We start from the raw sequence: 19,508 nt of genomic DNA, 5'->3' as shown, positions 1-19,508 counted from the left end.
CACGTGGACGGCTGATTTTGTCGATATCTTGCCTTCGGAATGACCGCACGGAAGCGGCGGGTCAGTAACGTCGTCTTCGTGCAGATCCTCCTCGCGGTCGCCCTCGCCTTGGCCTCCGCCGTCTGCTATTCCGCATCCGCGGTGCTCCAGCACCGGGAGGTCGCCGACCATCAGTCGGGAGGTCTCCATCTGGTGGCCCGGCTGGTGCGGCGGCGCGGGTGGTGGACTGCGATCGCGGCGAGCTGCCTCGGGGCCCTTCTGCACCTCGCCGCGCTGGGTTCGGGCGCTCTACTCCTGGTGCAGCCGCTCGGGGTCACGGCGCTGGTGTTCGCCCTGGTGATCCACGCCCGGATGACCAGAACGACCCCCGACCGCCCGACGTTGCTCGGCGCCGCATGCATCGTGTTCGGTCTACCTGCGGCGCTGTCGGCCATCCCCCGCCACTCAGCATCGGTCTCGCCGGTGCTGGGGTACTGGGTCGTCGCGGCGGTCGTGGCAGTGCTGGCCGTCGTACTGGCCACGGGTGCCATCGCGATCAGGCACAGGTTGCCTCGTGCGGCGCCGGTCCTCTATGCGGTGGCCGCCGCGCTGTGCTTCGGATTCACCTCGGGCACGGCGAAGGCCGTGTGGCTCGGCCATACCGCGCCGACCGTCATCGGCGCGGGCCTGTTGGCGGCCGCCGCCGGAGTCGTCCTCACCCAGCACGCGTACCGCGACGGCGGTCTCGGCGCTCCGCTCGCCACGCTGACGCTCGTCGATCCGCTGGCCGCAGGCATGGTGGCCGTTCTGGCGCTCGGCGAGCCGATCTCCACCACGCCGCTCCATCTCGTGATCGGCCTCGCGGGAGTCCTCGCCACGGCCGTCGGCGTCGTCCTGCTGTCCCCGCGGAGCGTGATCGCGCCGCACGCGACCGCAGCACGCGCGTCCCTCGCGGGCCCGGAAACCGCCCGTTCAGCGGCATGACCGCCACGCCGAACAGGTGCACGGGTCACTGGTGCACCGGCGGCGAGATCACAGGCGGCGACTCGGGCTCCTTCGGCGCGCGCACTCGGATCGCCTGCTGCTCACGACTGTGGCCGGCCAGCCGGGCCGCCGTGCGCAGCGACCGGCGCGGTAGCTCGAGCAGGTTCACAGCGGTGCGATACGTCGCGCCCGGGACGCTGAGCGAGCGCTGCTTACGCAGGTCGCTCAGGCAGCGGTCGACGACGTCGGCCGGCTCCAGCCAGAGCGGCGACTTCGCGGATCCGACCGGCCGTCCCGCCTGGATGTGCCGGCCGGTGCGCATCTGACCGGCGCAGATCGCAATCGCCTGGACGCCGGTACCGACCAGCGACGCGGCAATGGAGTCCGTGAAGCTCATGACCCATGCCTTGCTGGCGCTGTAGGCCGAACCAGGGTTACCCAGATAGCCCGCGAAACTGCCGACGTTGATGACAATGCCCTGGCCACGGCTGAGCATGCCGGGTAGCGCGGCGCGGGTGAGCTGCAGTACCGCGGTGATGTTGACGTCGATCTCGGATTGGAGCCCAGCGGGAGTGGCGCGGTCGAACAATTCGTGGGTGCTCACACCGGCGTTGTTGACCAGAACATCCACCGGGCCACCCACTTCGCCGTTCAACCTCCTCTCCACGATCGCACGCTCGGCCGGCACCGCCAGGTCCATGGACAGCACCTCGACCTCGACCCGGTGTTCAGCGCGGATTCGGCCCGCCACGCCCTCCAGCCGCTCTCGGTTCCGCGCGACCAGGACGAGGTTGTGGTCTTGGGCCGCCAGCCGCTGAGCGAACGCCGCGCCGAGCCCTGTATTGCCACCTGTTATGAGTGCAGTGGACATGGCCGGGGACCGTATTGAAAACGTCCTGAATGGAAGCTGAGAACTGAAAGGACGCTGAGAATCGACAGATCTTCGACGTATTCACCCGTTGGCGACGACATCAACCACCACCCGGTCCCGATGACACCGACCGAGACCGAATTCCTCGATTCGGTCGACCCGCCTCGCACTCGAACGGCTCGGGCCGGCGCACCGCGCTGACGGTGCGTATCCCACAGGCCGCTTCTTCTCGGCGGAGCGACACGTCCGGCTCATGCACCGACGGGGCCCGAGCGGCCCGCGAGCGTCGTCGACAGCGTGCCCCACCTGCGTCGCTGTCAACGTCGTTGAAGATTGTTGACCTTCATTGAAGCCGTCCTTAAGGTCCGTGGGGTGGCCGGGGCCGGGTACCCGGTGGCGAGGAGAAGCCGGATGACCGCGACCGAGCACCACGGATCACCGGACGACGACGCCGGCACGCACCGGCCGCACACCGGTCGACCACGGTCTCACGTCCACGAAGGCCGGGCCGTGGAATCAGGACGCAATGGCTGAGCCCGACGGCGTCACGACAGGCGCCACCGAGCACCAGTTGCATCGTCGGCTGACCGGGCGGCAGCTGACGATGATCGGGCTCGGAGGAGCGATCGGCACGGGCCTCTTCCTCGGGTCCGCACTGGCGATCTCGCAGGCGGGACCGGCGACGATCATCGCCTTCGTCGTCGTGGCGCTGGTTGCGCTGGTGATCGCCTGGGCGTTGGCCGAGATGGTCACGGTGCACCCCACGGCGGGGGCTTTCGGCACCATCGCGCATTCCTACATGGGCCGATGGGCCGGCTTCGTCACCCGCTGGACGTACTGGACGATCCAGGTGATCGCCGTGGGCGGTGAGGTGATCGCCGCCGGGATCTACGTGCAGTACTGGTGGCCGACAGTGCCCCTGTGGCTCGCCGTCGTCGTGTTCTCCGTAGCGCTGATCGTCGTCAACGCCGCCACTGTGCGCTTCTTCGGTGAGTTCGAGTACTGGCTGTCGATGATCAAGGTCTCGGCGATCGTCGTGTTCATCCTGCTCGGCATCCTGCTCATCACCGTCGGCCTGCCGGGTGCGCCCGCGACCGGGGTGGACAACCTCACCTCCGACGGCGGGTTCTTCCCCATGGGCCTCAGCGGGGTCTTCCTCGCAATGGTGTTCGTCGTCTTCAGCTTCATCGGCACGGAGGTCGTGTCCGTCACCGCGGCCGAGGCGGAGAACCCGACCCGGGACGTCCCGCGAGCCGCACGTCAGATGGTGGTCCGGCTCGCCATCTTCTACGTCCTCGCCATCGCCGTGGTGCTGACCATCGCGCCGTGGTCGCAGACAGCGCAGGGCGGCAGTCTCGATGCCAGCCCGTTCGTCCGGGTACTCGACGCAGCCCAGGTGCCCGGCGGCGCCTCGCTGATGAACTTCGTGATCCTGACCGCCGCCCTGTCCAGCGCCAACACCAACCTCTATCTGACCACACGCATGCTCCACAGCCTGGCCGGGCACGGCTACGCACCCGCCGCGCTCGGAAAGGTCAGCCGATCGGGAGCACCTCGAAACGCCCTCGTGCTGTCCACGGCAGGCCTCGCGATCGCCGCCGCGCTCTCGGTCAACCAGGGAGCTGACGCCTACCTCGCCCTCTTCGGCATCTCGGTGTTCGGTGCGCTGGTCGTGTGGATGATGATCCTGGCGTCCCACGCGCGGTTCCGGCTGCTGCGCCGACAGCACGGACTGCCCGACTCTCCCGCCCGCATGTGGGGAGCGCCCGTCACCACCGGCCTCGCGTTCCTGTTCCTCGGCGCGGTACTCGTCTCCACCGCGTTCATCGACGGCCTGCAGATCGCCTGGAAGGTCGGGATTCCGTTCTTCGCCCTGCTCGTCATCGCCTACTTCGTCACGGCCTCCCGCCGCGGCGACTCCGCGAGCAACGACCCGCTGCGCGACGAGCTCGCGCTTTCGGGACGCGGCGCATCCCGCGGTGGCGCCGGCGAGCCCGAGGCAGCGACCGGTCGTCCGGACGACGCATGACGATGCGCAGGTCGTGATCGGCCCGGCGTCCCACTAGCGCCCGCGTAGAGGCCAGGATACGTAGGTCTCGTGCCGCGCTGTGCCGCCCGGACCGGCGCCCAGGTGGCTGCAGACCAGATGCAACTCGTCGACGGTCCACGCCCGACCCTCGAACTCACCCAGCGCCGCAACGGCGGGCTGCAGGTCAGCCCCGTCCCGCGCCCGGGCAAGCGTGAGGTGCGGCCGATACGGCCGGTCCTCGACGGACAATCGAGCACGCCGGGCCGACGCGCGCACGGATGCGGCCAGGCAGCGCAGCCGGTCGGTGTCTCCCCGCACCCTGATCCAGAGGACCCGATTCCCGAAGCGCCCCGCGCCACCCAGTGACAACACGAGCGGAGGGTGTCGAGCGGCAACGCGCCCCAGCCGCTGCGCCAGGTCCGCCGTCGCCACATCTGCGACCTCTCCGAGGAAAGCCAGGGTGAGGTGCCACTGGTCCGGGAGAGCCCATCGCAGCCCTGGCTGTTCAGCACGCAGGGCCTCGCTCGCGGTCCACAACTCGGTGACCGCGGCGGCCGACGGCGTCAGTGCGACGAACAAGCGCACGGCCTCATCCTCGCAGCTGCTCGGCGAAAGCTGTCGCCGCGCTCACAGGTTTTAAACGATCAGCATCGTCTATATTCAAGATCGTGCCCGAGCAGACGCCCTCAGCCCCGCCGACCGCCCATGACGCGCTCGCGGTGGCGAGCCGACGCCAGTTGCTGGCGGCGCTGCGGGAGTCCGCGACACCGGTGGACGCGCGGATGCTGGCCCAGCGCACCGGTCTGCACGTCAACACGGTGCGGTTCCACCTCAACGTGCTCATCGAGGCCGGGTTCGTGGCCCAGCACACCGGGACCCGTTCGGGCCCGGGACGCCCCCAGGCGTTGTACGCGTCCGTGACCCCGGGCGTGCAAACCGGTGGCTACCAGTTGCTGGCCGAGATCCTGGCCGGGCGACTAGAGCAGGAGGGCGGGCACGACAACCTGCCTGAGCAGGCCGGGCGCGCGTGGGCCACAACGGTGTCCGACCCCGCTGCTCCCGAGGTGCCCGACTCTCCCGCCCCTGAGGCGTCCGCGGTGTCGTCCTCGTTGTCGGTGGCGACGGATCGGGCGGTGGCGCTGTTCACCGAACTGGGCTTCGAACCCGTCGCCGTCCCCACCGCCACCGGTAGCCGGATCGAACTGCACGCCTGCCCGTTCCTCGACGTCGCCCGCCGTCACCCCGGCGTGGTCTGCGGCGTGCACCGCGGCCTACTCGACGCCACTGTCGAGGGCGCCGCCGACGGTGGCCTCACGACCACCCTCACACCTTTCGCCCGACCCGGGATCTGCATCGCCGACCTGATCCCCCGCAACTAACCCGCTCTTCTCGTTCCAGAACGGTCCGCCGGACGCCCGAGGCGAACCGGTGATCCCCCCTGCGTTCTCATGGAGGAAGTCATGTTGTCCCCGGCCAACGAAGAAATCGTGCGGGCCACCCTGCCCGTCGTGCGCCAGCACCTGGAGACCATCACCGGTGTCTTCTACGACACCATGCTCGCCGAACACCCCGAACTGCTCGATGTGTTCTCCCGCAGCGCCCAAGCCACCGGCGCCCAACGCCAAGCCCTCGCCGGCGCCGTCGCCGCATTCGCCGCCACCCAGATCGGAGCCGGGGCAGGCCTCCCGATCGACGTCATGGTCGAACGCATCGCCCAGCGTCACGCCTCTCTGGGCATCCGGCCGGAGCAGTACACCATCGTCGGCCACTACCTTCTCCACGCCGTCGCCACCGTCCTCGGCGACGCGGTCACCCCCGCCGTCGCCGCCGCCTGGGACGAGCTCTACTGGCTGTTCGCCGTCCGCCTCATCGGGCGCGAAGCCCGCCTCTACGCAGAAGCCGGGGTCACCTCGGAGCAGCCCTGGCGGGAGTTCACCGTGGCGCACCGCCGCGACGAGGCCGACGACACCGTCTCGTTCGTCCTCACACCCACCGACGACCAGCCCGCACCCGCCTTCACTCCCGGCCAGTACGTCACCCTGGCCGTGGACCTGCCCGGGATCGGGCGCCAACTGCGCCAGTACTCACTCTCCCAAGCCCCAGCGGGTGGAGCGCTGCGTATCACCGTCCGCCGCGCCCGCCCCGCCACTCCCGACACCCCCGCCGGCCTGGTCTCGTGCTTCCTGCACGACCACGTCCGCGAGGGCGACCACCTGCAACTCAGCGCCCCCTACGGCGACCTGACCCTGCGCCCGGGCACCCACCCGCTGGTCCTGATCAGCGCCGGGGTCGGCATCACCCCCATCGCCGCGATCCTCGACCACATCGCGCGTACCCAACCCACGCGCGACGTCGTCGCCGTTCACGCCGAGAACGACGCCACCCGCCACCCCCTGCGCGCCGACATCATCACCAGCGGCTCCCGCCTGCGGTCTTTCCGCCACCTCGTCTGGTACGCCCACCCCACCAGCACCGAGCCCGCACCCGCCGGCATCGAACTCCACACCGGCCACGTCCAACCCGACGACATCCCCATCCACCCCGACACCGAGGCCTACCTCTGCGGACCCGTTCCTTTCATGCAAACCATCCGCAGCAACCTGCGCCAACGCGGCCTGCCCACCGAACAGATCCGCTACGAAGTCTTCGGCGCCGACCAATGGACACCCACCCAGGCGGCCTAACCGGAGCCCGGCGCAGCCGCCTCTGCCCGACCTGGCCGGCGCCGAGGCTCACTCGCCGGCTTTGCGCACCCGCGTGTCGCTCGCACGCACCCGGGACCCGTCGGGTGCGGTGTACACAAGCCTCGGCACCGGCTCGTCGGTCGCCACGTCGACCAGCCGGGCGTGCTTCTCCCCCGGCTCGTAGGCGTGGTCCTGACCCCACTGACGCAGGCTGATCACGAGATCGAACAGATCCTGCCCCTTCTCGGTCAGCACGTACTCCCGGTAACTGCTGCCGTCCGACGCCGGCTGCACGCTCAGCACACCCGCCTCCACCAAGTTCTGCAGACGCCCGCTGAGGATGTTCCTCGCCACTCCCAGGTTTCGCTGGAACTGGCTGAAGCGCCGGATGCCGTCGAAGGCGTCACGGATGATCAACAGCGACCACTTGTCGCCCACGATGTCGACCGCCCGCGCCACCGGACAGCCCGGGCTCGTCCACGTCTTCGCGCTCACCGGTGGCGTCTCCCCCTCATCCTGGTTGCGAATCAAGACCACCTTGCCCTAACCTGGTTTCAGTTTACTACCACCTGGACGGTCGTGACGATCTCCTCATCCCGGCCAGGCCAGGCAGGAAGGAGATCGATGAGTCCACACGCCGTCGAATGCGCGAGGGCGATGTGAGGCTCAGCCGAGCATGTGATCGAGGTCAGCTTTCAGAAAACCCCACCCCTCACGGAAAGGAGTACTTGGTGACAAGTGCGAAACCACGGATTCTGGTAACCGGAGCGACCGGGCGCGTGGGCGGCACCGGCCGCCACGTCACCGCCGAACTGCTCAGCCGAGGAATACCCGTCAGGGCCATGGTTCGCCGGCTCGATGAGCGATCCGAAGAACTGCTCGGCATGGGAGTCGAGATCGCGATCGGCGACCTCGCCGACTACCCCAGCATCCTCGCAGCGCTGGAGGGAATCGAGGCCGCTTACTTCTCTTACCCGGTTCGCGCGGGAATCACCGAAGCCGCCGGGCTTTTCGCAGCCGCCGGGCACGAGCAGGGTCTGCAGCGAATCGTCGATCTGTCCTTGGACGCAGCCTTCCCGGCCAGCCGCAGCCCACAGGGACGGGCCCAATGGGTGACCGAACGGATCTTCGAGTGGGCGGGATATGGAGGCACCCATCTGCGGGTCGCGGCCTTCTTCATGGAGAACCTGCTCTCCCTGCACGGGAGCCAGATCCGCGAGCTCGGCCAGATCCGCAATTCGTTCGGTGACTTCGAACCCTCCTGGATCGCCGCGTCGGACGTCGGCGCGATGGCTGCAACACTCCTGGCCGATCCGGGTGTGGTCACCGACCGCACCACCGTGGTGGGCGCAGCGGAGCGCGCCAGTCACGCCGCCATCGCCGGGATCATCAGCAAGGCGACCGGCCGTCCCGTCCACTACCAGCCCATCCCGCCGGAGGAATGGCGCGAGCTGATCGCGAGCACCACGGCGGGACAGGCGGATCCCACAGCCGCCGCGCACCTGTCCGCCCAGAGCATCACGCTGCGCCGGCACAACACCCACCTGGTGACGGACGACATCCAGCGACTGACAGGACGTCCCGCCGTCACGCTCGACGACTTCGTCGAGCGAAACCGTCAGAAATTCATGCCTGACCCCGGCGCCGAAAAATAGACATGGGAAATCTTCTCGCGAATTCCAGCGGCTCGCGAGCATATCGAGGGGTGGCGGCATGGACGGAATTGCCGACATGGGGGGTACCCCGGGCTGGGGGCCGACTCGTCCGCCCGACCGTGACGAGCCGCTCTTCGCCGAGCGCTGGCAGGGCAGGGCGTTCGCGTTGGCGCTGCTGTCGCAGCACCTGGCCGGATTCAACGTCGACGCCTTCCGGCACGCGATCGAGCGTCTGAACCGTTCCGCCTACCTGGACCAGGGCTACTTCGGTCGCTGGCTCAACGCCTCGGAGTTGATGCTCACCGACAGCGCGATCCTCGCCCCCGGCGCGGTCGACGCCCGCGCCCGCAACCTACGCGGCGAGCACGCCGAGGAACCGCCGATTCCCCGGCCGGCCAAACCCGACTACGCACCCACCGCCCCGGGCGCGCTGCGCCCCGTGGACGCTCCGCCGGCCTTCACGGTGGGCGAGCGGGTGCGCGCCAAGAACATCTCACCCGCCGGGCACACCAGGCTGGCCGGCTACGTCCGCGGGCACACCGGAACCGTCCAGCTCATCCAGCCCAGCGCACTGCTGCCCGACACGAACGCGCACTTCATGGGCGAGAACCCCCAGCACGTCTACACGGTGCGGTTCGACTCCCACGAGCTGTGGGGCGGCGGCGCCGAACCCTTCGCCGTCACGATCGAGCTCTACGAAAGCTATCTGGAGAAGACCCCATGACCACCGGAACCAGCGCGCCCATTCCCGCGGCGTTGCGCACCGAGGCCCTCGAGCAACTGCTCACCGAACGCGGCCTGATCGACCCGGTCGTGATGGACGGACTCATCACCGAGTACGAGGTCAACATCGGCCCACTCAACGGGGCCAAGGTCGTCGCGAAGGCCTGGACCGACCCGGTCTACCGGCAGTGGCTGCTCGACGACAGCACCGCCGCTATCGACGAACTCGGCTTCATCGGGCGCCAGGGTGAGCACATCGTCGTCGTCGAGAACACACCGACCGTCCACAACGTCGTGGTCTGCACGCTCTGCTCCTGCTACCCCTGGTCGGTGCTCGGCCTGCCCCCGAGCTGGTACAAGGACCCCGCCTACCGCGCACGCGTCGTCAAGGAACCACGCACCGTGCTCTCGGAGATGGGCCTCGACCTCGCCGACGGCGTCCGGATCACCGTCCACGACTCCAGCAGTGAAGTGCGCTGGCTGGTGCTGCCCGAACGACCCGCCGGCACCGAGAACCTCTCCGAGGAACAGCTCGCCCGGCTCGTCACGCGGGACGCCATGGTCGGCGTCGCCAAGGTGGAAGCGCCGTGAGCACCCGCTGGACGTCGACGGCCCCGCCGCGCCACCGCGCGCCAACGGCGAACTGGTCTTACTCGCCGACTCCGGCACCGTGCACGCCGACGACGTGACCACACGCGCGCACACGCCGGCCCAGCGCCCCAGCGGTCACGACCACCCACACATGCACTGACGACTGCTCACGCCCGACAGATCACCATCGACGCGTCATTTGACCTATCCACCTGGAGATGCACTGTGAACGCTGCCGTCGCAACCAGCATGCTGATCACCGAGACACCCGAGGAAGGCCGCGAGCTGGCGATCAAGCTGGCACGGTCCTCGATCAAGGCCCTGCAACCCGACGCCGAGGTGCGGAAGGCCCTGCGTCCGGTCTACGCCAACAATGCGAGCGACCTGATCGCCGCCTCGCAGGTCATCGCCACCGAGTTCGCCACGATTGCCGCGGCCAACCAGTACTGGCGACGATGACCAGCGATTCAGCGGAGTGCAGGTAGCGATTCCGTCAGGCTGATCGGCCGGCTCTGTCGATCGCTGCGTGCAACTCCTCGTCGTAGAGCTGCGCCAACCCCGTCAACGCCGCCGGGGCATCACCGGAGAAGGCCGGACCGTGCATCAGCGCCAGCGTCGAGGGCGCCATGTCGGCGAGTCGTCGGACCGTCGGGGCGGTATTCGGGGTGAGGGCGGTGTAGTGGTACTTCGCCTCGGCAGCCATCGCGGGTTCGACGACGTCCGATTCGGACAACGCCGGTTGCCTGCCGGAGGCCGTGAAGAGATCGCCGCACAAGAGGGTTTCGCTGCGTTCCTCGAACAGGAGGCCCGCCTCCCAGCCGTGGGGCACGTGCGACGTGTCGATCCATCGGACGCTCTTGCCGCCCAGGTCGACCGACTCGCCGTCGGCCACGACTCGCGGTGGCCTGTCGGCGAGATCGTTGAGCGACAGCATCACACCGAGACGCCCGTACATGACCTCGGCGTGAGGCGCCACCGCCAGCCACTCGTTCATCGAACCGCATTCGTCGGACTCGACATGACCGAAGCTGATCCACCGCAGACTCTCGGCCGGGATCACACGATCGACCGCCGAGCGGACCAGCGGAAAGAGCTGCCGCGCTCCACAATGGAACAGCAGCGGCTCCTCGGCAACCAGCAGGTACTGGTTGAACACGAGGTTTGCCTGCTCGACATAGGTGGAGATTCGGTAGACATCAGGGCCGATTTCGTCGACGAGCGTCTCCATCACAACACCGCCGATACAGTGCAGGGTCCGTTCACTTCCCCAGTATGACCGAAGAACGAGATTTTGTCATAGGAACTTGGGGCAGTCAGCGACCCTCTGCACGCTTTGCTGACCCTTGTCATGATTTGTCGTGGCGGCTTGCGGCGGAGCGACATGCAGTTGCAGGACAACGTCATATGCCTTCTGAAGGGATGCCGAAACCCGACGGCGAGCGGCCGCCATCGGCTACGGTGCCGAAGAGGTGACCGAATCTCGACACCACGAGGAAGAATTCGACGCGGCGCTGAACATCACGCTCGTCGTCGCGGTTTCGCTCATCCGATCTGCGCATCGTCAGCCGATCCCAACGACCGTCCGGCTACGGGGCACTGCCGGAAGATCCTTCGAGACCCGAGGAGCAACTGATGAAGATCGCCGGCGCGACGGCGCTCGTCACGGGTGCCAACCACGGTCCGAGGAGGCATCCGAACTGGTCCCGGCGGAGGTGATCCATGAAAGAGCTCGCCGGCGACCGCTTGATACTCGCATTTGACATGTGGCCCCGGTGGTCCGAACCATGGTCTGGCGCACGATGACCAGCACCGCGTGACCCGACCTCTGCGCCGTCTCGCAGGTAGGGCGCATGACACCCACGGCATGCAGGGAAGCCAGAGCGCCTTTCGGGCGGTGGGCTCATGATTCCGAACAAGGACGTCGACTCCGCACTGTCCGAGTAGACCGCCCGCCGCCGAGGCGGCTCTCGTAAGCTGCCTCACGGCCCGAGCGGGACATCGCCTGTGCAGTGATCACACCGGCCGCCGAACCACCGGTCAAGCTCCGGTCGCACCTGCTGGACCGGGGAATGACCGACTGTTACCTGCGCACCCGCCTGAAATGCGTCCGCCGCGATGCGAGAAGTTACTGACTGACCGGTCCAGTCTATTCATTCCAGTTTGCCCGAATAGAGACCGATTTTCTCAAGAAGTAGTGCCATGAGTCACTGCCCGAAAGTGGACCGACTGGTTCGGACTAGCTAGCATGCGATCAACGCATAGAGATGCATGCATGCCTGAGACGACGCTCCACTGCGGGCTCACCGGGTCGATCAGCATGGGAGTGCTGCAAGAGCACCGGCAAGCTCCGCAAGGAACTGGTCGGCCGCCACGTGCCGGGACGGCACCAAAGGGACCGACGCGCAGAATTAACCACTCCCGCCATTCCCATCTCGAAACCGCGAGCCCGTGCCGGACCCGGGTGGGACTCGCAGAAACATCACGAGATACATTGGAGGTTTGCAGAGATGCCCGAACCGACAAGTACGGCGTTGCGCCCGGCGGCATCGACGGATGCCGGGAGCAACCGTTCAACCTTCGGCCCGCGCCGCGGCTCGACCGTTGACGTCGAGCGGAAGCTTGCGGACCTGCTTGCAAATATCGTGAGTGCGGATCAGGTACCGGTCGACTGTCACTTTTTCGACAATCTGGGTGCCGACTCCCTGCTGATGGCTCAGTTCTGCGCCCGGGTTCGGAAGCGGCCAGATCTTCCGGATGTGTCGATGACGGATGTTTATCGCCACCCGACGATCAGCAGCCTGGCGACGGCATTGACCGGTGCGACGCCGGACGCCGTCGAGAAATCTGTGCCGACGACCGCCGACCGGGCGACTGCGCGGCTACGGGCCGGTCCTGCGAAGGTTCTTCTGTGCGGCACCCTCCAACTCGTGATCTTCGTCGCGTACTCCTGGGGCGTCGAGTACGTGGCGGAAGTGGGCTATGAGTGGATCTCCACCGGCGCGGGCCTGGTTCAGGTCTATGTGCGAGCCATCGCGTTCGGCGACGTCAGCATCCTCGCCCTCTGCGTTCTTCCGATTGTGATGAAGTGGGTACTGATCGGACGGTGGAAGCCTCAAGAGATTCAGATCTGGAGCCTGACATATGTCCGTTTCTGGATCGTCAAGACGCTGATTCGGGCGAATCCGCTGCTGCTGATAATCGGCGGAAGATCACGTTCCAGCACGACTTCGCCAATCCTGAACTTCTATCTCAGAGCACTCGGCGCGAAGATCGGCCCCGGTGTCGCGATCTTCACCAGAACCCTGCCGGTATGCACCGACCTGCTCACGATCGGACAGAACACGGTCATCCGCAAGGACTCGTTCGTCTCCTGCTACCGGGCCCAGAGCGGAGTGATCCAGACGGGTCCGGTGACGTTCGGGAAGGACGTTTTCGTCGGTGAGACCTCGGTCATCGACATCGGCGTCTCGATGGGCGACGGAGCGCAGCTCGGCCATTCCTCCTCGCTACACACGGGGCAGTCGGTGCCGGCTGGAGAGAGTTGGCACGGCTCACCGGCTCGGCAGACCTCGGTGGACTATCGCGTGGTGAATCAGGTGAACGGAGGTAGGGCGAGAAGCGCTCTCTTCGGCGTCTCGCAGGTCGTAACCACGTTAGTGGTGGCCATGCCGGTAATGGTCGGGCTCGTGGTCCTCGCTCTCGCCGAGATCCCGGAGCTCAACAGACTCCTGGGTCCTGAGCCGTCGGCATTCATGGGATTGACCCTCTACCACGACATACTCTGGGCTTCGCTGGTGCTTTTTGGCGGTTACTTGATCATTGGTCTACTGGTCGCCGGCACGCTTCCGCGTGCGCTGAACCGCCTGATCAAACCAGACACGATCTATCCCCTCTACGGCTTCCACTACGGCATCCACAAGGCGATCGCGCGAATGACAAACAACAGGTTCTTGACGATGCTCTTCGGTGACAGCTCCTATATCGTCCACTATCTGAAGTGGGTCGGGTACGATCTGTCCACCGTTGTTCAGACCGGGTCGAATTTCGGCGCAGAACTCAAGCACGAGAACCCGTATCTGACAACCATCGGGAGCGGAACGATGGTGGCCGACACCCTGTCCATCATCAATGCAGACTTCTCGTCGAACTCATTTCAACTGTCCCGCGTTTCGATCGGAGCCCACAATTTCATCGGAAACATCGTGACCTACCCGGCTCAGAGCCGAGCCTGCGACAACTGTCTCATCGCCACGAAAGCAATGGTCCCGCTCGATGGTCCGTTTCGGGAAGGCATCGGACTACTGGGCGCACCCGCCTTTCAGATTCCGCGATCAGTGGACCGGGATACGAATGTGAATCACCTGGGGCGCGCCGAGCAGCGACACCGTCTGGCCGCCAAGAACAGGCACAACATCGGAACCATGGCGCTGTATCTGCTCGTGCGCTGGCTCTACGTCATCGGAATCCTGCTTCTCGGCTCGGTCGCGACGGCGTCTAGCGCTCACTGGGAGGACCAAGTAGCGACTGCACTGTTCGGCGTCGTTACTGTGCTGTTCACGATCCTCTACTGGGTGCTGGTGGAGCGCCTTGTCATGAGCTTCCGAGACCTCCAGCCGCGGTTCTGCTCGATCTACGACCGCGCGTTCTGGCGCCACGAGCGGTACTGGAAGGTGCCCGCCCAAACCTGGATCCAGTTGTTCAACGGCACTCCGTTCAAGGGCATGGTCTGGCGCATGCTGGGCGTGAAGGTCGGCCGCCGCCTCTTCGACGACGGCCTCACCATGACCGAACGCACGCTCGTCACCATCGGCGACGACTGCACCCTCAACCTGACCAGCAACTTCCAGTGCCATTCACAGGAGGACGGCGCGTTCAAGTCCGACCGCTCCACCATCGGCGACCGGGTCACCCTCGGGATCAACACGTTCATCCACTACGGCACCAACGTGGGCGACGGCGCCGTGATCGAAGCGCACTCGTTCCTCATGAAGGGCGAGGAGGTCCCTCCGGGTGCCCGATGGCACGGCAACCCCGCAGCGCATCATCAGGACGATCGTGACATGGCCGGCGCGGCGGCCACGGTCCATGCGGAGGGCTGAGCGGGTGTCCCGTTCGGAACGCGGTGTGCCCACGCGGCGGACCCGAATCGAAGGCATGGACCTGGCAAGGGGAATCGCGCTGCTCGCCATGATGGCGGCCGACGTGTTCGATCAGGTCGACGACAAGCCCCCGCCCGGTGCGCTCGCACAGACGGTCAGGTCTGACGCCGCGGCTGCCTTCGTGGTGGTCGCGGGGATCAGCCTCGCGCTCAGCTTCGGTGGCGATCAGCCGTTGCACGGGCGCGGCAGAACTGTCATCCGCGCGGTGATCGCTGTGCAGGCCGTACTGATCGTGGTGATCGGCCTCGTGCTCGGGTTCAGCAACCACACGACCGTCATCCTCACCTCCTACGGCCTCCTCTGCCTGCTCACGATCCCGCTACTCGGTTGCCGCCCCAACCTGCTGGCGCGCATCGCGGCGCTGGTGATGGTCATTGCGCCGCTCATCGCGACCGCCACGCTGGACAGCGGCGCTGCGGGATCCGAAGGTAATCTCACATTCACAAGCCTGATCGTCGGCCCGTCCGGGTGGATCACCGGCCTGTTCGTCACGGGTTCCTATCCCGTTCTGTCCTATCTCGCTTTCATCATCGCCGGAATGGCCATAGGCCGGCTGGACCTGTCATCGGTACAGGCCGTCGCCCGTCTGTTTGTCGGCGGGCTCGCGCTCGTGGTCGTCGGGTTGGTGTGCCGACTTGCCTTGCCGCCAGACCCACCGGTCTGGCACAGCTTCGTGCACAACCTCGAAAGCCTCGGTTCTGGCGTTGGTCTGGTCGGTGTCGTTCTTCTCCTGGTGCGCATTCCGGCGATGACGTGTCTGCTGCGGCCGATCACAGCAGCCGGGACGATGGCGCTCACGCTCTACAGCGGCTACGTTCTGATCCTCGCCACAGGCGTGCTGGAGAACATGCGCGTCGAGCAGTATCTCGTGCTGCTTGTCGGCGCGTTGCTCTTCGCGGTGTCGTGGCGACGGTTCGTGGGGGAAGGGCCGCTGGAGACGCTGGTGTTGGAACTGACACACTGCGTTCGCCGTGTCCTCGTCACACAGAATCGCCCGAATCGTATGGAGTAGACGTCGAATTGCTGGCGCTCTCCGAGAAACCCACGGAGCTCTCCGCCGGGCCGGCCGAGCCTGCTTGTGTGAGCATTCGATCGGCTCCATGATTCTTCGGCGGTTCCTGGCGGGCGGATCATGACGACACCCCATGAATCCGACATCGAGGAGCACCCGATGCGCTGGAGCAGCTACGCCGGGGCCGACGGCCTCGTCCGTACCGCCGTCCGGCACGAGGACCGCCTTCATCCCGCGCCGACCGGCACGAGCCTGGTCGAGCTGCTCGGCGACGACGGCATTCGGCTCCGTGAAGCCGCGGAGGCGGCGCTACGGGAGCCGGACGTCGACCCCGCGACGGTCACGCTGCTGCCGCCCGTCCCGCGTCCGCCGTCGATCCGCGACTTCATGGGGTTCGAGGAACACGTCGTCACGGCCAGTGCCGCGATCTGCCTGCAGGTCGACCCGCTCTGGTACTCCCAGCCGGTCTTCTACTTCACCAACTCGGCCGCTCTGCGCGGTGCCTACGACCCAGTCGCGATCTCACCGGGCAGCCGGGCGTTCGACTACGAGCTGGAGGCGGCCGCCGTCATCGGGCAGGAGGGCTCGGACCTCACGCCGGACGCGGCCGCCCTGCACATCGCGGGATACGTGCTCTTCTGCGACTGGAGCGCCCGCGACCTGCATGGCGAGGAGATGAAGCTGAACCTCGGGCCGGCGAAGGGCAAGAACTCGGCGTCGAGCTGCGGACCCTGGATGCTCACCCGGACGAACTTCCCGCAGCGGCCGAGATGACAGCGTCGGTGAACGGGAAGCCGTACAGCGCCGGCCGTCTCGACGCCGTGTACTGGTCCTTCGGCGAAATGATCGCCTATGCCTCGCGCGGCACCCGCGTGGTGCCCGGTGACCTGATAGGCAGCGGTACGGTCGGCACCGATCACATCCTCGAACTCTCTCTCGTGCACGGCGCCGACGCCTGTCCCTACCTGGTGCCGGGCGACCGCGTCCGTCTCGAGGTCGACGGGCTCGGCGCGATCGACGCTCCGGTGGTCGAGGGAGCACCCGTCCACCCGCTCCGGAAGGAGGGCCCATGAGTTCCCAGACGCACGACATCACCGTCCCCGCTCCGCCCCAGTTGCAGGAGGTGTCGGACGGGATCTATGCCTACGTCCAGCCCGACGGCACCTGGTGGATCAACAACACGGGGTTCGCCGTGGGTCCGCAGGGCGTGGTGGCGGTCGACTCCTGCTCCACCGAACGGCGCACCCGCGCGCTCGTCGACACGATCTCCTCGGTGACCTCGGCCCCCGTTCGCACGCTGGTCAACACCCACCACCACGGCGACCACACCTGGGGCAACGCGCTGTTCGGCTCCGCCACGATCGTCGCTCACGAGCGCGCCCGGGAGGAGATGATCGCGTTCGGCCCGCCCCGCGAGCTGCCGTTCTGGGAGAACCCCGACTGGGGCTCGTTGCCGCTCGACCCGCCGTTCCTCACCTTCACCGATGGCGTCACGCTGCACGTCGGCGACCTGCGCGCGGAGGTCCGGCATGTCGGCACGCCCGCGCACACCACCAACGACTCGCTGGTCTGGTTCCCCGAGCGCTCCACGCTGTTCTGCGGCGATCTGATCTTCAACGGCGGCACGCCGTTCCTGCTGATGGGCTCGGTGGCCGGCGCGATCGACGTTCTGGAGACCGTCGTCGCCCCGCTCGGTGCAACCACGACGATCCCCGGTCACGGCCCGGTCTTCCACGACCGGGCACCGCTCGACGCGAGTCTCGACTATCTGCGGTTCGTGCTCGACATCGCCGAGCGCGGCCGGGCCGCGGGCGTCACCCCGCTCCGGGCGGCACAGGACACCGACCTCGGCCGCTTCGCCGACTGGCCGGACGCGGAGCGGATCGTCGGCAACCTGCACCGCGCATACGCCGAGCTCGCGGGAGTGGAGCGCGGCGGACCGATCGACGTCATCGCCGCTCTGTCCGACATGGTCACCTACAACGGCGGGAAGCCCTTGACCTGCAGGGCCTGAGCCGAACACGGACGGGAACGAACCCCGCTTCCCGCGGGTTACTCACTGACGAGCGACTCATCCGAGTCCTCCCGGCTCCCGACGAATCGAAGGCCCGACTGATGCCCGTGACGCTCTCCATCCTCGATCTTGCACCCGTTGCGCCCGGGCAGACGGCGCGGGAGAGCTTCGAGGGGAGCGTGCGGCTGGCCCAGGCCGCTGAGCGGTTGGGCTACCGCCGAGTCTGGTACGCCGAGCACCACAACATGCCCACGATCGCGTCGTCGGCCACGAGTGTCCTGATCGGGTACGTGGCCGCGCACACGTCCACGATCCGGCTCGGCGCGGGCGGCGTGATGCTGCCGAACCACGCTCCGCTGACGATCGCCGAACAGTTCGGCACCCTGGCCACGATCTATCCGGGCCGCATCGACCTCGGCCTCGGCCGTGCTCCGGGTAGCGACCAGGTGACCATGCGTGCGATGCGGCGCGACGTGACGTCGTCCGACCGTTTCCCCCAGGACGTGGTGGAGCTGCAGGGCTACCTGCAGGGCCAGTCCCGTGTGCCGGGGGTGCAGGCCGTGCCCGGGGCGGGCACGAACGTGCCGTTGTACATCCTGGGGTCGTCGCTCTTCGGAGCTCAGCTCGCTGCCGCATTGGGCCTGCCGTACGCCTTCGCCTCGCATTTCGCGCCCGACGCGCTGTTCGACGCCGTCGCCACCTACCGGCGGGAGTTCCAGCCGTCGGAGCAGCTCGCCGAGCCCTACGTCATGGTCGGTGCGAACGTCATCGCCGCCGACGACGAGGACGACGCGCAGAAGCAGTTCGAGACGGTGCGCCGCGCACGCGTGCGGGGGATGCTCTCGCGCGCACCGGGCACCCCGGACTACACCGACGCCCAGATCGACGCCTTTCTGACCACGCCCAACGGGCAGCAGATCGCGAACATGATGAAGTACACCGTGGCAGGCACCGCGCCGCAGGTCTGCCGCTTCCTCGAGAACTTCGCCGAGTCGACGCAGGCCGACGAGCTGATCATCGCGCACCATTCGCAGGACATCGACAACCGGCTTCGCTCGGCCGAGTTGACGGCCGGCGTGATGCAGGGCACGGGCGCCTGAGCACCGACTCCGGGTCGGGCAGCTACCGGGCTGCCGCGTTCTTCTTGCGCTGCCGGTAGCCGCGCATCGACGCCTGCGAGGCACACCCCGGGCTGCAGAAGCCGGCCGAGGAGTTGCGGGTGCGGTCGAAGAACCCGAAGTGACACGGCGGGTTGCGGCACGCCTTGACCCGGGGCCAGGCCCCGGATTGGGCGAGCTCGGTGATCCCGGCCAGCACCGAGGCGAGCACCCCGGGCACGCCGGTCTGACCGGCCCGCAACGTGACCCCCTCGGCGCCGATCACGCTTGTCAGCGGATAACGACTCGCCACCCGCTGCAGGTAGCTCTCGGCCTCGGCGAGCGGCTCGCCGAGGCTGCCCGCCTCCCCGGAGTGCGCGAGAAGCAGCGTCACCAGTGCGTCCCGCAGCTCATTTTGGGTGGATCTCCCGGGCGAAGAATGCCGCGGCCCGGCGCAGGATCTCGTTCTCGGTCTCCAGCCGGAACTTCTCCCGCCGCAACTCGGCCAGCTCGGAGCGGTCCTGGCTGCTCAGTCCGGGTTTGCGGCCCTCGTCGATGTCGGACTGGGTGATCCAGTTCCGCAGTGCCGAGGGGGAGACCCCCAGCTCCCGGGCCACCTCGGTCACCGACTTGTCGCTCTCCCGAGCCATCTGAACGGCACGGCGCTTGAACTCCGGCGGGAACGGTGCAGGCATCCGAACTCCTTCCGT

At 67.3% G+C, this 19,508-nt stretch carries 18 protein-coding genes and 1 pseudogene; 13 read left to right on the top strand and 6 right to left on the bottom strand.

The window, feature by feature from the left end; genetic code table 11:
• The first annotated feature begins 39 nt into the window (after positions 1-39).
• Positions 40-963 (top strand): DMT family transporter, encoded by a 924-nt coding sequence (locus MMF94_RS00425; RefSeq protein WP_241034166.1) that lies wholly within the window; start codon positions 40-42, stop codon positions 961-963.
• Between the two features lie 25 nt (positions 964-988).
• Here MMF94_RS00425 and MMF94_RS00420 read toward each other — a convergent pair whose 3' ends face one another.
• Entirely contained in the window at positions 989-1,834 is an 846-nt protein-coding gene (locus tag MMF94_RS00420) for an SDR family NAD(P)-dependent oxidoreductase (protein ID WP_241034165.1), read from the bottom strand.
• Positions 1,835-2,360: 526 nt separating this feature from the next.
• Between MMF94_RS00420 and MMF94_RS00415 the strand changes: the two genes are divergently transcribed.
• Positions 2,361-3,863, top strand: a complete 1,503-nt coding sequence (locus MMF94_RS00415) for an amino acid permease (RefSeq protein WP_241034164.1) — start codon at positions 2,361-2,363, stop codon at positions 3,861-3,863.
• Between the two features lie 33 nt (positions 3,864-3,896).
• Here the strand turns inward: MMF94_RS00415 and thpR are convergent, their stop codons facing one another.
• Positions 3,897-4,448, bottom strand: coding sequence for an RNA 2',3'-cyclic phosphodiesterase (gene thpR, locus MMF94_RS00410; protein ID WP_241034163.1), 552 nt, complete (start codon positions 4,446-4,448; stop codon positions 3,897-3,899).
• 83 nt (positions 4,449-4,531) lie between these two features.
• Between thpR and MMF94_RS00405 the strand changes: the two genes are divergently transcribed.
• Both MMF94_RS00405 and MMF94_RS00400 read left to right on the top strand, forming a co-directional pair.
• Entirely contained in the window at positions 4,532-5,242 is a 711-nt protein-coding gene (locus tag MMF94_RS00405) for a helix-turn-helix transcriptional regulator (protein ID WP_241034162.1), read from the top strand.
• 81 nt (positions 5,243-5,323) lie between these two features.
• Positions 5,324-6,547 (top strand): globin domain-containing protein, encoded by a 1,224-nt coding sequence (locus MMF94_RS00400; RefSeq protein ID WP_241034161.1) that lies wholly within the window; start codon positions 5,324-5,326, stop codon positions 6,545-6,547.
• Between the two features lie 48 nt (positions 6,548-6,595).
• On the opposite strand, the gene MMF94_RS00395 is transcribed toward MMF94_RS00400, so the two are convergent.
• Positions 6,596-7,042 (bottom strand): winged helix-turn-helix transcriptional regulator, encoded by a 447-nt coding sequence (locus MMF94_RS00395; RefSeq protein WP_241034160.1) that lies wholly within the window; start codon positions 7,040-7,042, stop codon positions 6,596-6,598.
• Positions 7,043-7,191: 149 nt separating this feature from the next.
• Here MMF94_RS00395 and MMF94_RS00390 point away from each other — a divergent pair, with 149 nt between their 5' ends.
• From MMF94_RS00390 to MMF94_RS00375, 4 genes are all read left to right on the top strand, one after another.
• Positions 7,192-8,202 carry an NmrA family NAD(P)-binding protein gene (locus MMF94_RS00390; protein WP_241034159.1) on the top strand — a complete coding sequence of 337 codons (1,011 nt, stop codon included), beginning with the start codon at positions 7,192-7,194 and terminating at the stop codon, positions 8,200-8,202.
• Between the two features lie 58 nt (positions 8,203-8,260).
• Positions 8,261-8,926, top strand: coding sequence for a nitrile hydratase subunit beta (gene nthB / locus MMF94_RS00385; RefSeq protein WP_241034158.1), 666 nt, complete (start codon positions 8,261-8,263; stop codon positions 8,924-8,926).
• Positions 8,923-9,516, top strand: a complete 594-nt coding sequence (gene nthA, locus MMF94_RS00380) for a nitrile hydratase subunit alpha (protein ID WP_241034157.1) — start codon at positions 8,923-8,925, stop codon at positions 9,514-9,516. Before nthB ends, nthA begins: the two co-directional genes overlap by 4 nt.
• A 225-nt stretch (positions 9,517-9,741) precedes the next feature.
• Positions 9,742-9,975, top strand: a complete 234-nt coding sequence (locus tag MMF94_RS00375; protein WP_241034156.1) for a hexameric tyrosine-coordinated heme protein — start codon at positions 9,742-9,744, stop codon at positions 9,973-9,975.
• A gap of 34 nt (positions 9,976-10,009) precedes the next feature.
• Here MMF94_RS00375 and MMF94_RS00370 read toward each other — a convergent pair whose 3' ends face one another.
• A complete protein-coding gene (locus MMF94_RS00370) occupies positions 10,010-10,744 on the bottom strand; it encodes an oxygen-binding di-iron domain-containing protein (RefSeq protein WP_241034155.1) in 735 nt (244 codons plus the stop codon).
• 1,279 nt (positions 10,745-12,023) lie between these two features.
• On the opposite strand from MMF94_RS00370, the gene MMF94_RS00365 reads away from it, so the two are divergent.
• From MMF94_RS00365 to MMF94_RS00340, 5 genes and pseudogenes are all read left to right on the top strand, one after another.
• Positions 12,024-14,615 carry a Pls/PosA family non-ribosomal peptide synthetase gene (locus MMF94_RS00365; protein WP_241034154.1) on the top strand — a complete coding sequence of 864 codons (2,592 nt, stop codon included), beginning with the start codon at positions 12,024-12,026 and terminating at the stop codon, positions 14,613-14,615.
• On the top strand, positions 14,527-15,687 hold the full coding sequence (locus MMF94_RS00360) for a heparan-alpha-glucosaminide N-acetyltransferase domain-containing protein (RefSeq protein ID WP_241034153.1): 1,161 nt from the start codon (positions 14,527-14,529) through the stop codon (positions 15,685-15,687). The genes MMF94_RS00365 and MMF94_RS00360 overlap by 89 nt, the downstream gene beginning before the upstream one ends.
• 120 nt (positions 15,688-15,807) lie before the next feature.
• Positions 15,808-16,760 (top strand): annotated as a pseudogene (locus MMF94_RS00355) (fumarylacetoacetate hydrolase family protein).
• The gene (locus MMF94_RS00345; RefSeq protein ID WP_241034150.1) at positions 16,757-17,701 is read left to right on the top strand and encodes an MBL fold metallo-hydrolase; all 945 of its coding nucleotides are present in this window, start codon (positions 16,757-16,759) and stop codon (positions 17,699-17,701) included. Before MMF94_RS00355 ends, MMF94_RS00345 begins: the two are co-directional and overlap by 4 nt.
• A 101-nt stretch (positions 17,702-17,802) precedes the next feature.
• Positions 17,803-18,801, top strand: a complete 999-nt coding sequence (locus MMF94_RS00340; protein WP_241034149.1) for an LLM class flavin-dependent oxidoreductase — start codon at positions 17,803-17,805, stop codon at positions 18,799-18,801.
• A gap of 22 nt (positions 18,802-18,823) precedes the next feature.
• On the opposite strand, the gene MMF94_RS00335 is transcribed toward MMF94_RS00340, so the two are convergent.
• Together MMF94_RS00335 and MMF94_RS00330 are read right to left on the bottom strand one after the other, a co-directional pair.
• Positions 18,824-19,192, bottom strand: coding sequence for a CGNR zinc finger domain-containing protein (locus MMF94_RS00335; protein ID WP_241034148.1), 369 nt, complete (start codon positions 19,190-19,192; stop codon positions 18,824-18,826).
• Between the two features lie 16 nt (positions 19,193-19,208).
• Positions 19,209-19,493 (bottom strand): transposase, encoded by a 285-nt coding sequence (locus tag MMF94_RS00330; RefSeq protein WP_241034147.1) that lies wholly within the window; start codon positions 19,491-19,493, stop codon positions 19,209-19,211.
• Between the last annotated feature and the right edge of the window lie 15 nt (positions 19,494-19,508).

The sequence above is a fragment of the Pseudonocardia alaniniphila genome (genome assembly GCF_022524485.1).
GTDB lineage: Bacteria > Actinomycetota > Actinomycetes > Mycobacteriales > Pseudonocardiaceae > Pseudonocardia > Pseudonocardia alaniniphila.
The sequence above is the reverse complement of the archived record's forward strand: the minus strand, read 5'-3'. Positions and strand labels throughout refer to the sequence as shown.

Bases quoted from the DNA above. Each gene is read 5' to 3' on its own strand.
- nthB (WP_241034158.1), top strand. From the start codon at position 8,261: ATGGACGGAATTGCCGACATGGGGGGTACCCCGGGCTGGGGGCCGACT.
- MMF94_RS00390 (WP_241034159.1), top strand. From the start codon at position 7,192: ATGCGCGAGGGCGATGTGAGGCTCAGCCGAGCATGTGATCGAGGTCAG.
- MMF94_RS00340 (WP_241034149.1), top strand. From the start codon at position 17,803: ATGCCCGTGACGCTCTCCATCCTCGATCTTGCACCCGTTGCGCCCGGG.
- MMF94_RS00400 (WP_241034161.1), top strand. From the start codon at position 5,324: ATGTTGTCCCCGGCCAACGAAGAAATCGTGCGGGCCACCCTGCCCGTC.
- MMF94_RS00425 (WP_241034166.1), top strand. From the start codon at position 40: ATGACCGCACGGAAGCGGCGGGTCAGTAACGTCGTCTTCGTGCAGATC.
- nthA (WP_241034157.1), top strand. From the start codon at position 8,923: ATGACCACCGGAACCAGCGCGCCCATTCCCGCGGCGTTGCGCACCGAG.
- MMF94_RS00330 (WP_241034147.1), bottom strand. From the start codon at position 19,493: ATGCCTGCACCGTTCCCGCCGGAGTTCAAGCGCCGTGCCGTTCAGATG.
- MMF94_RS00365 (WP_241034154.1), top strand. From the start codon at position 12,024: ATGCCCGAACCGACAAGTACGGCGTTGCGCCCGGCGGCATCGACGGAT.
- MMF94_RS00370 (WP_241034155.1), bottom strand. From the start codon at position 10,744: ATGGAGACGCTCGTCGACGAAATCGGCCCTGATGTCTACCGAATCTCC.
- MMF94_RS00415 (WP_241034164.1), top strand. From the start codon at position 2,361: ATGGCTGAGCCCGACGGCGTCACGACAGGCGCCACCGAGCACCAGTTG.
- MMF94_RS00345 (WP_241034150.1), top strand. From the start codon at position 16,757: ATGAGTTCCCAGACGCACGACATCACCGTCCCCGCTCCGCCCCAGTTG.
- MMF94_RS00420 (WP_241034165.1), bottom strand. From the start codon at position 1,834: ATGTCCACTGCACTCATAACAGGTGGCAATACAGGGCTCGGCGCGGCG.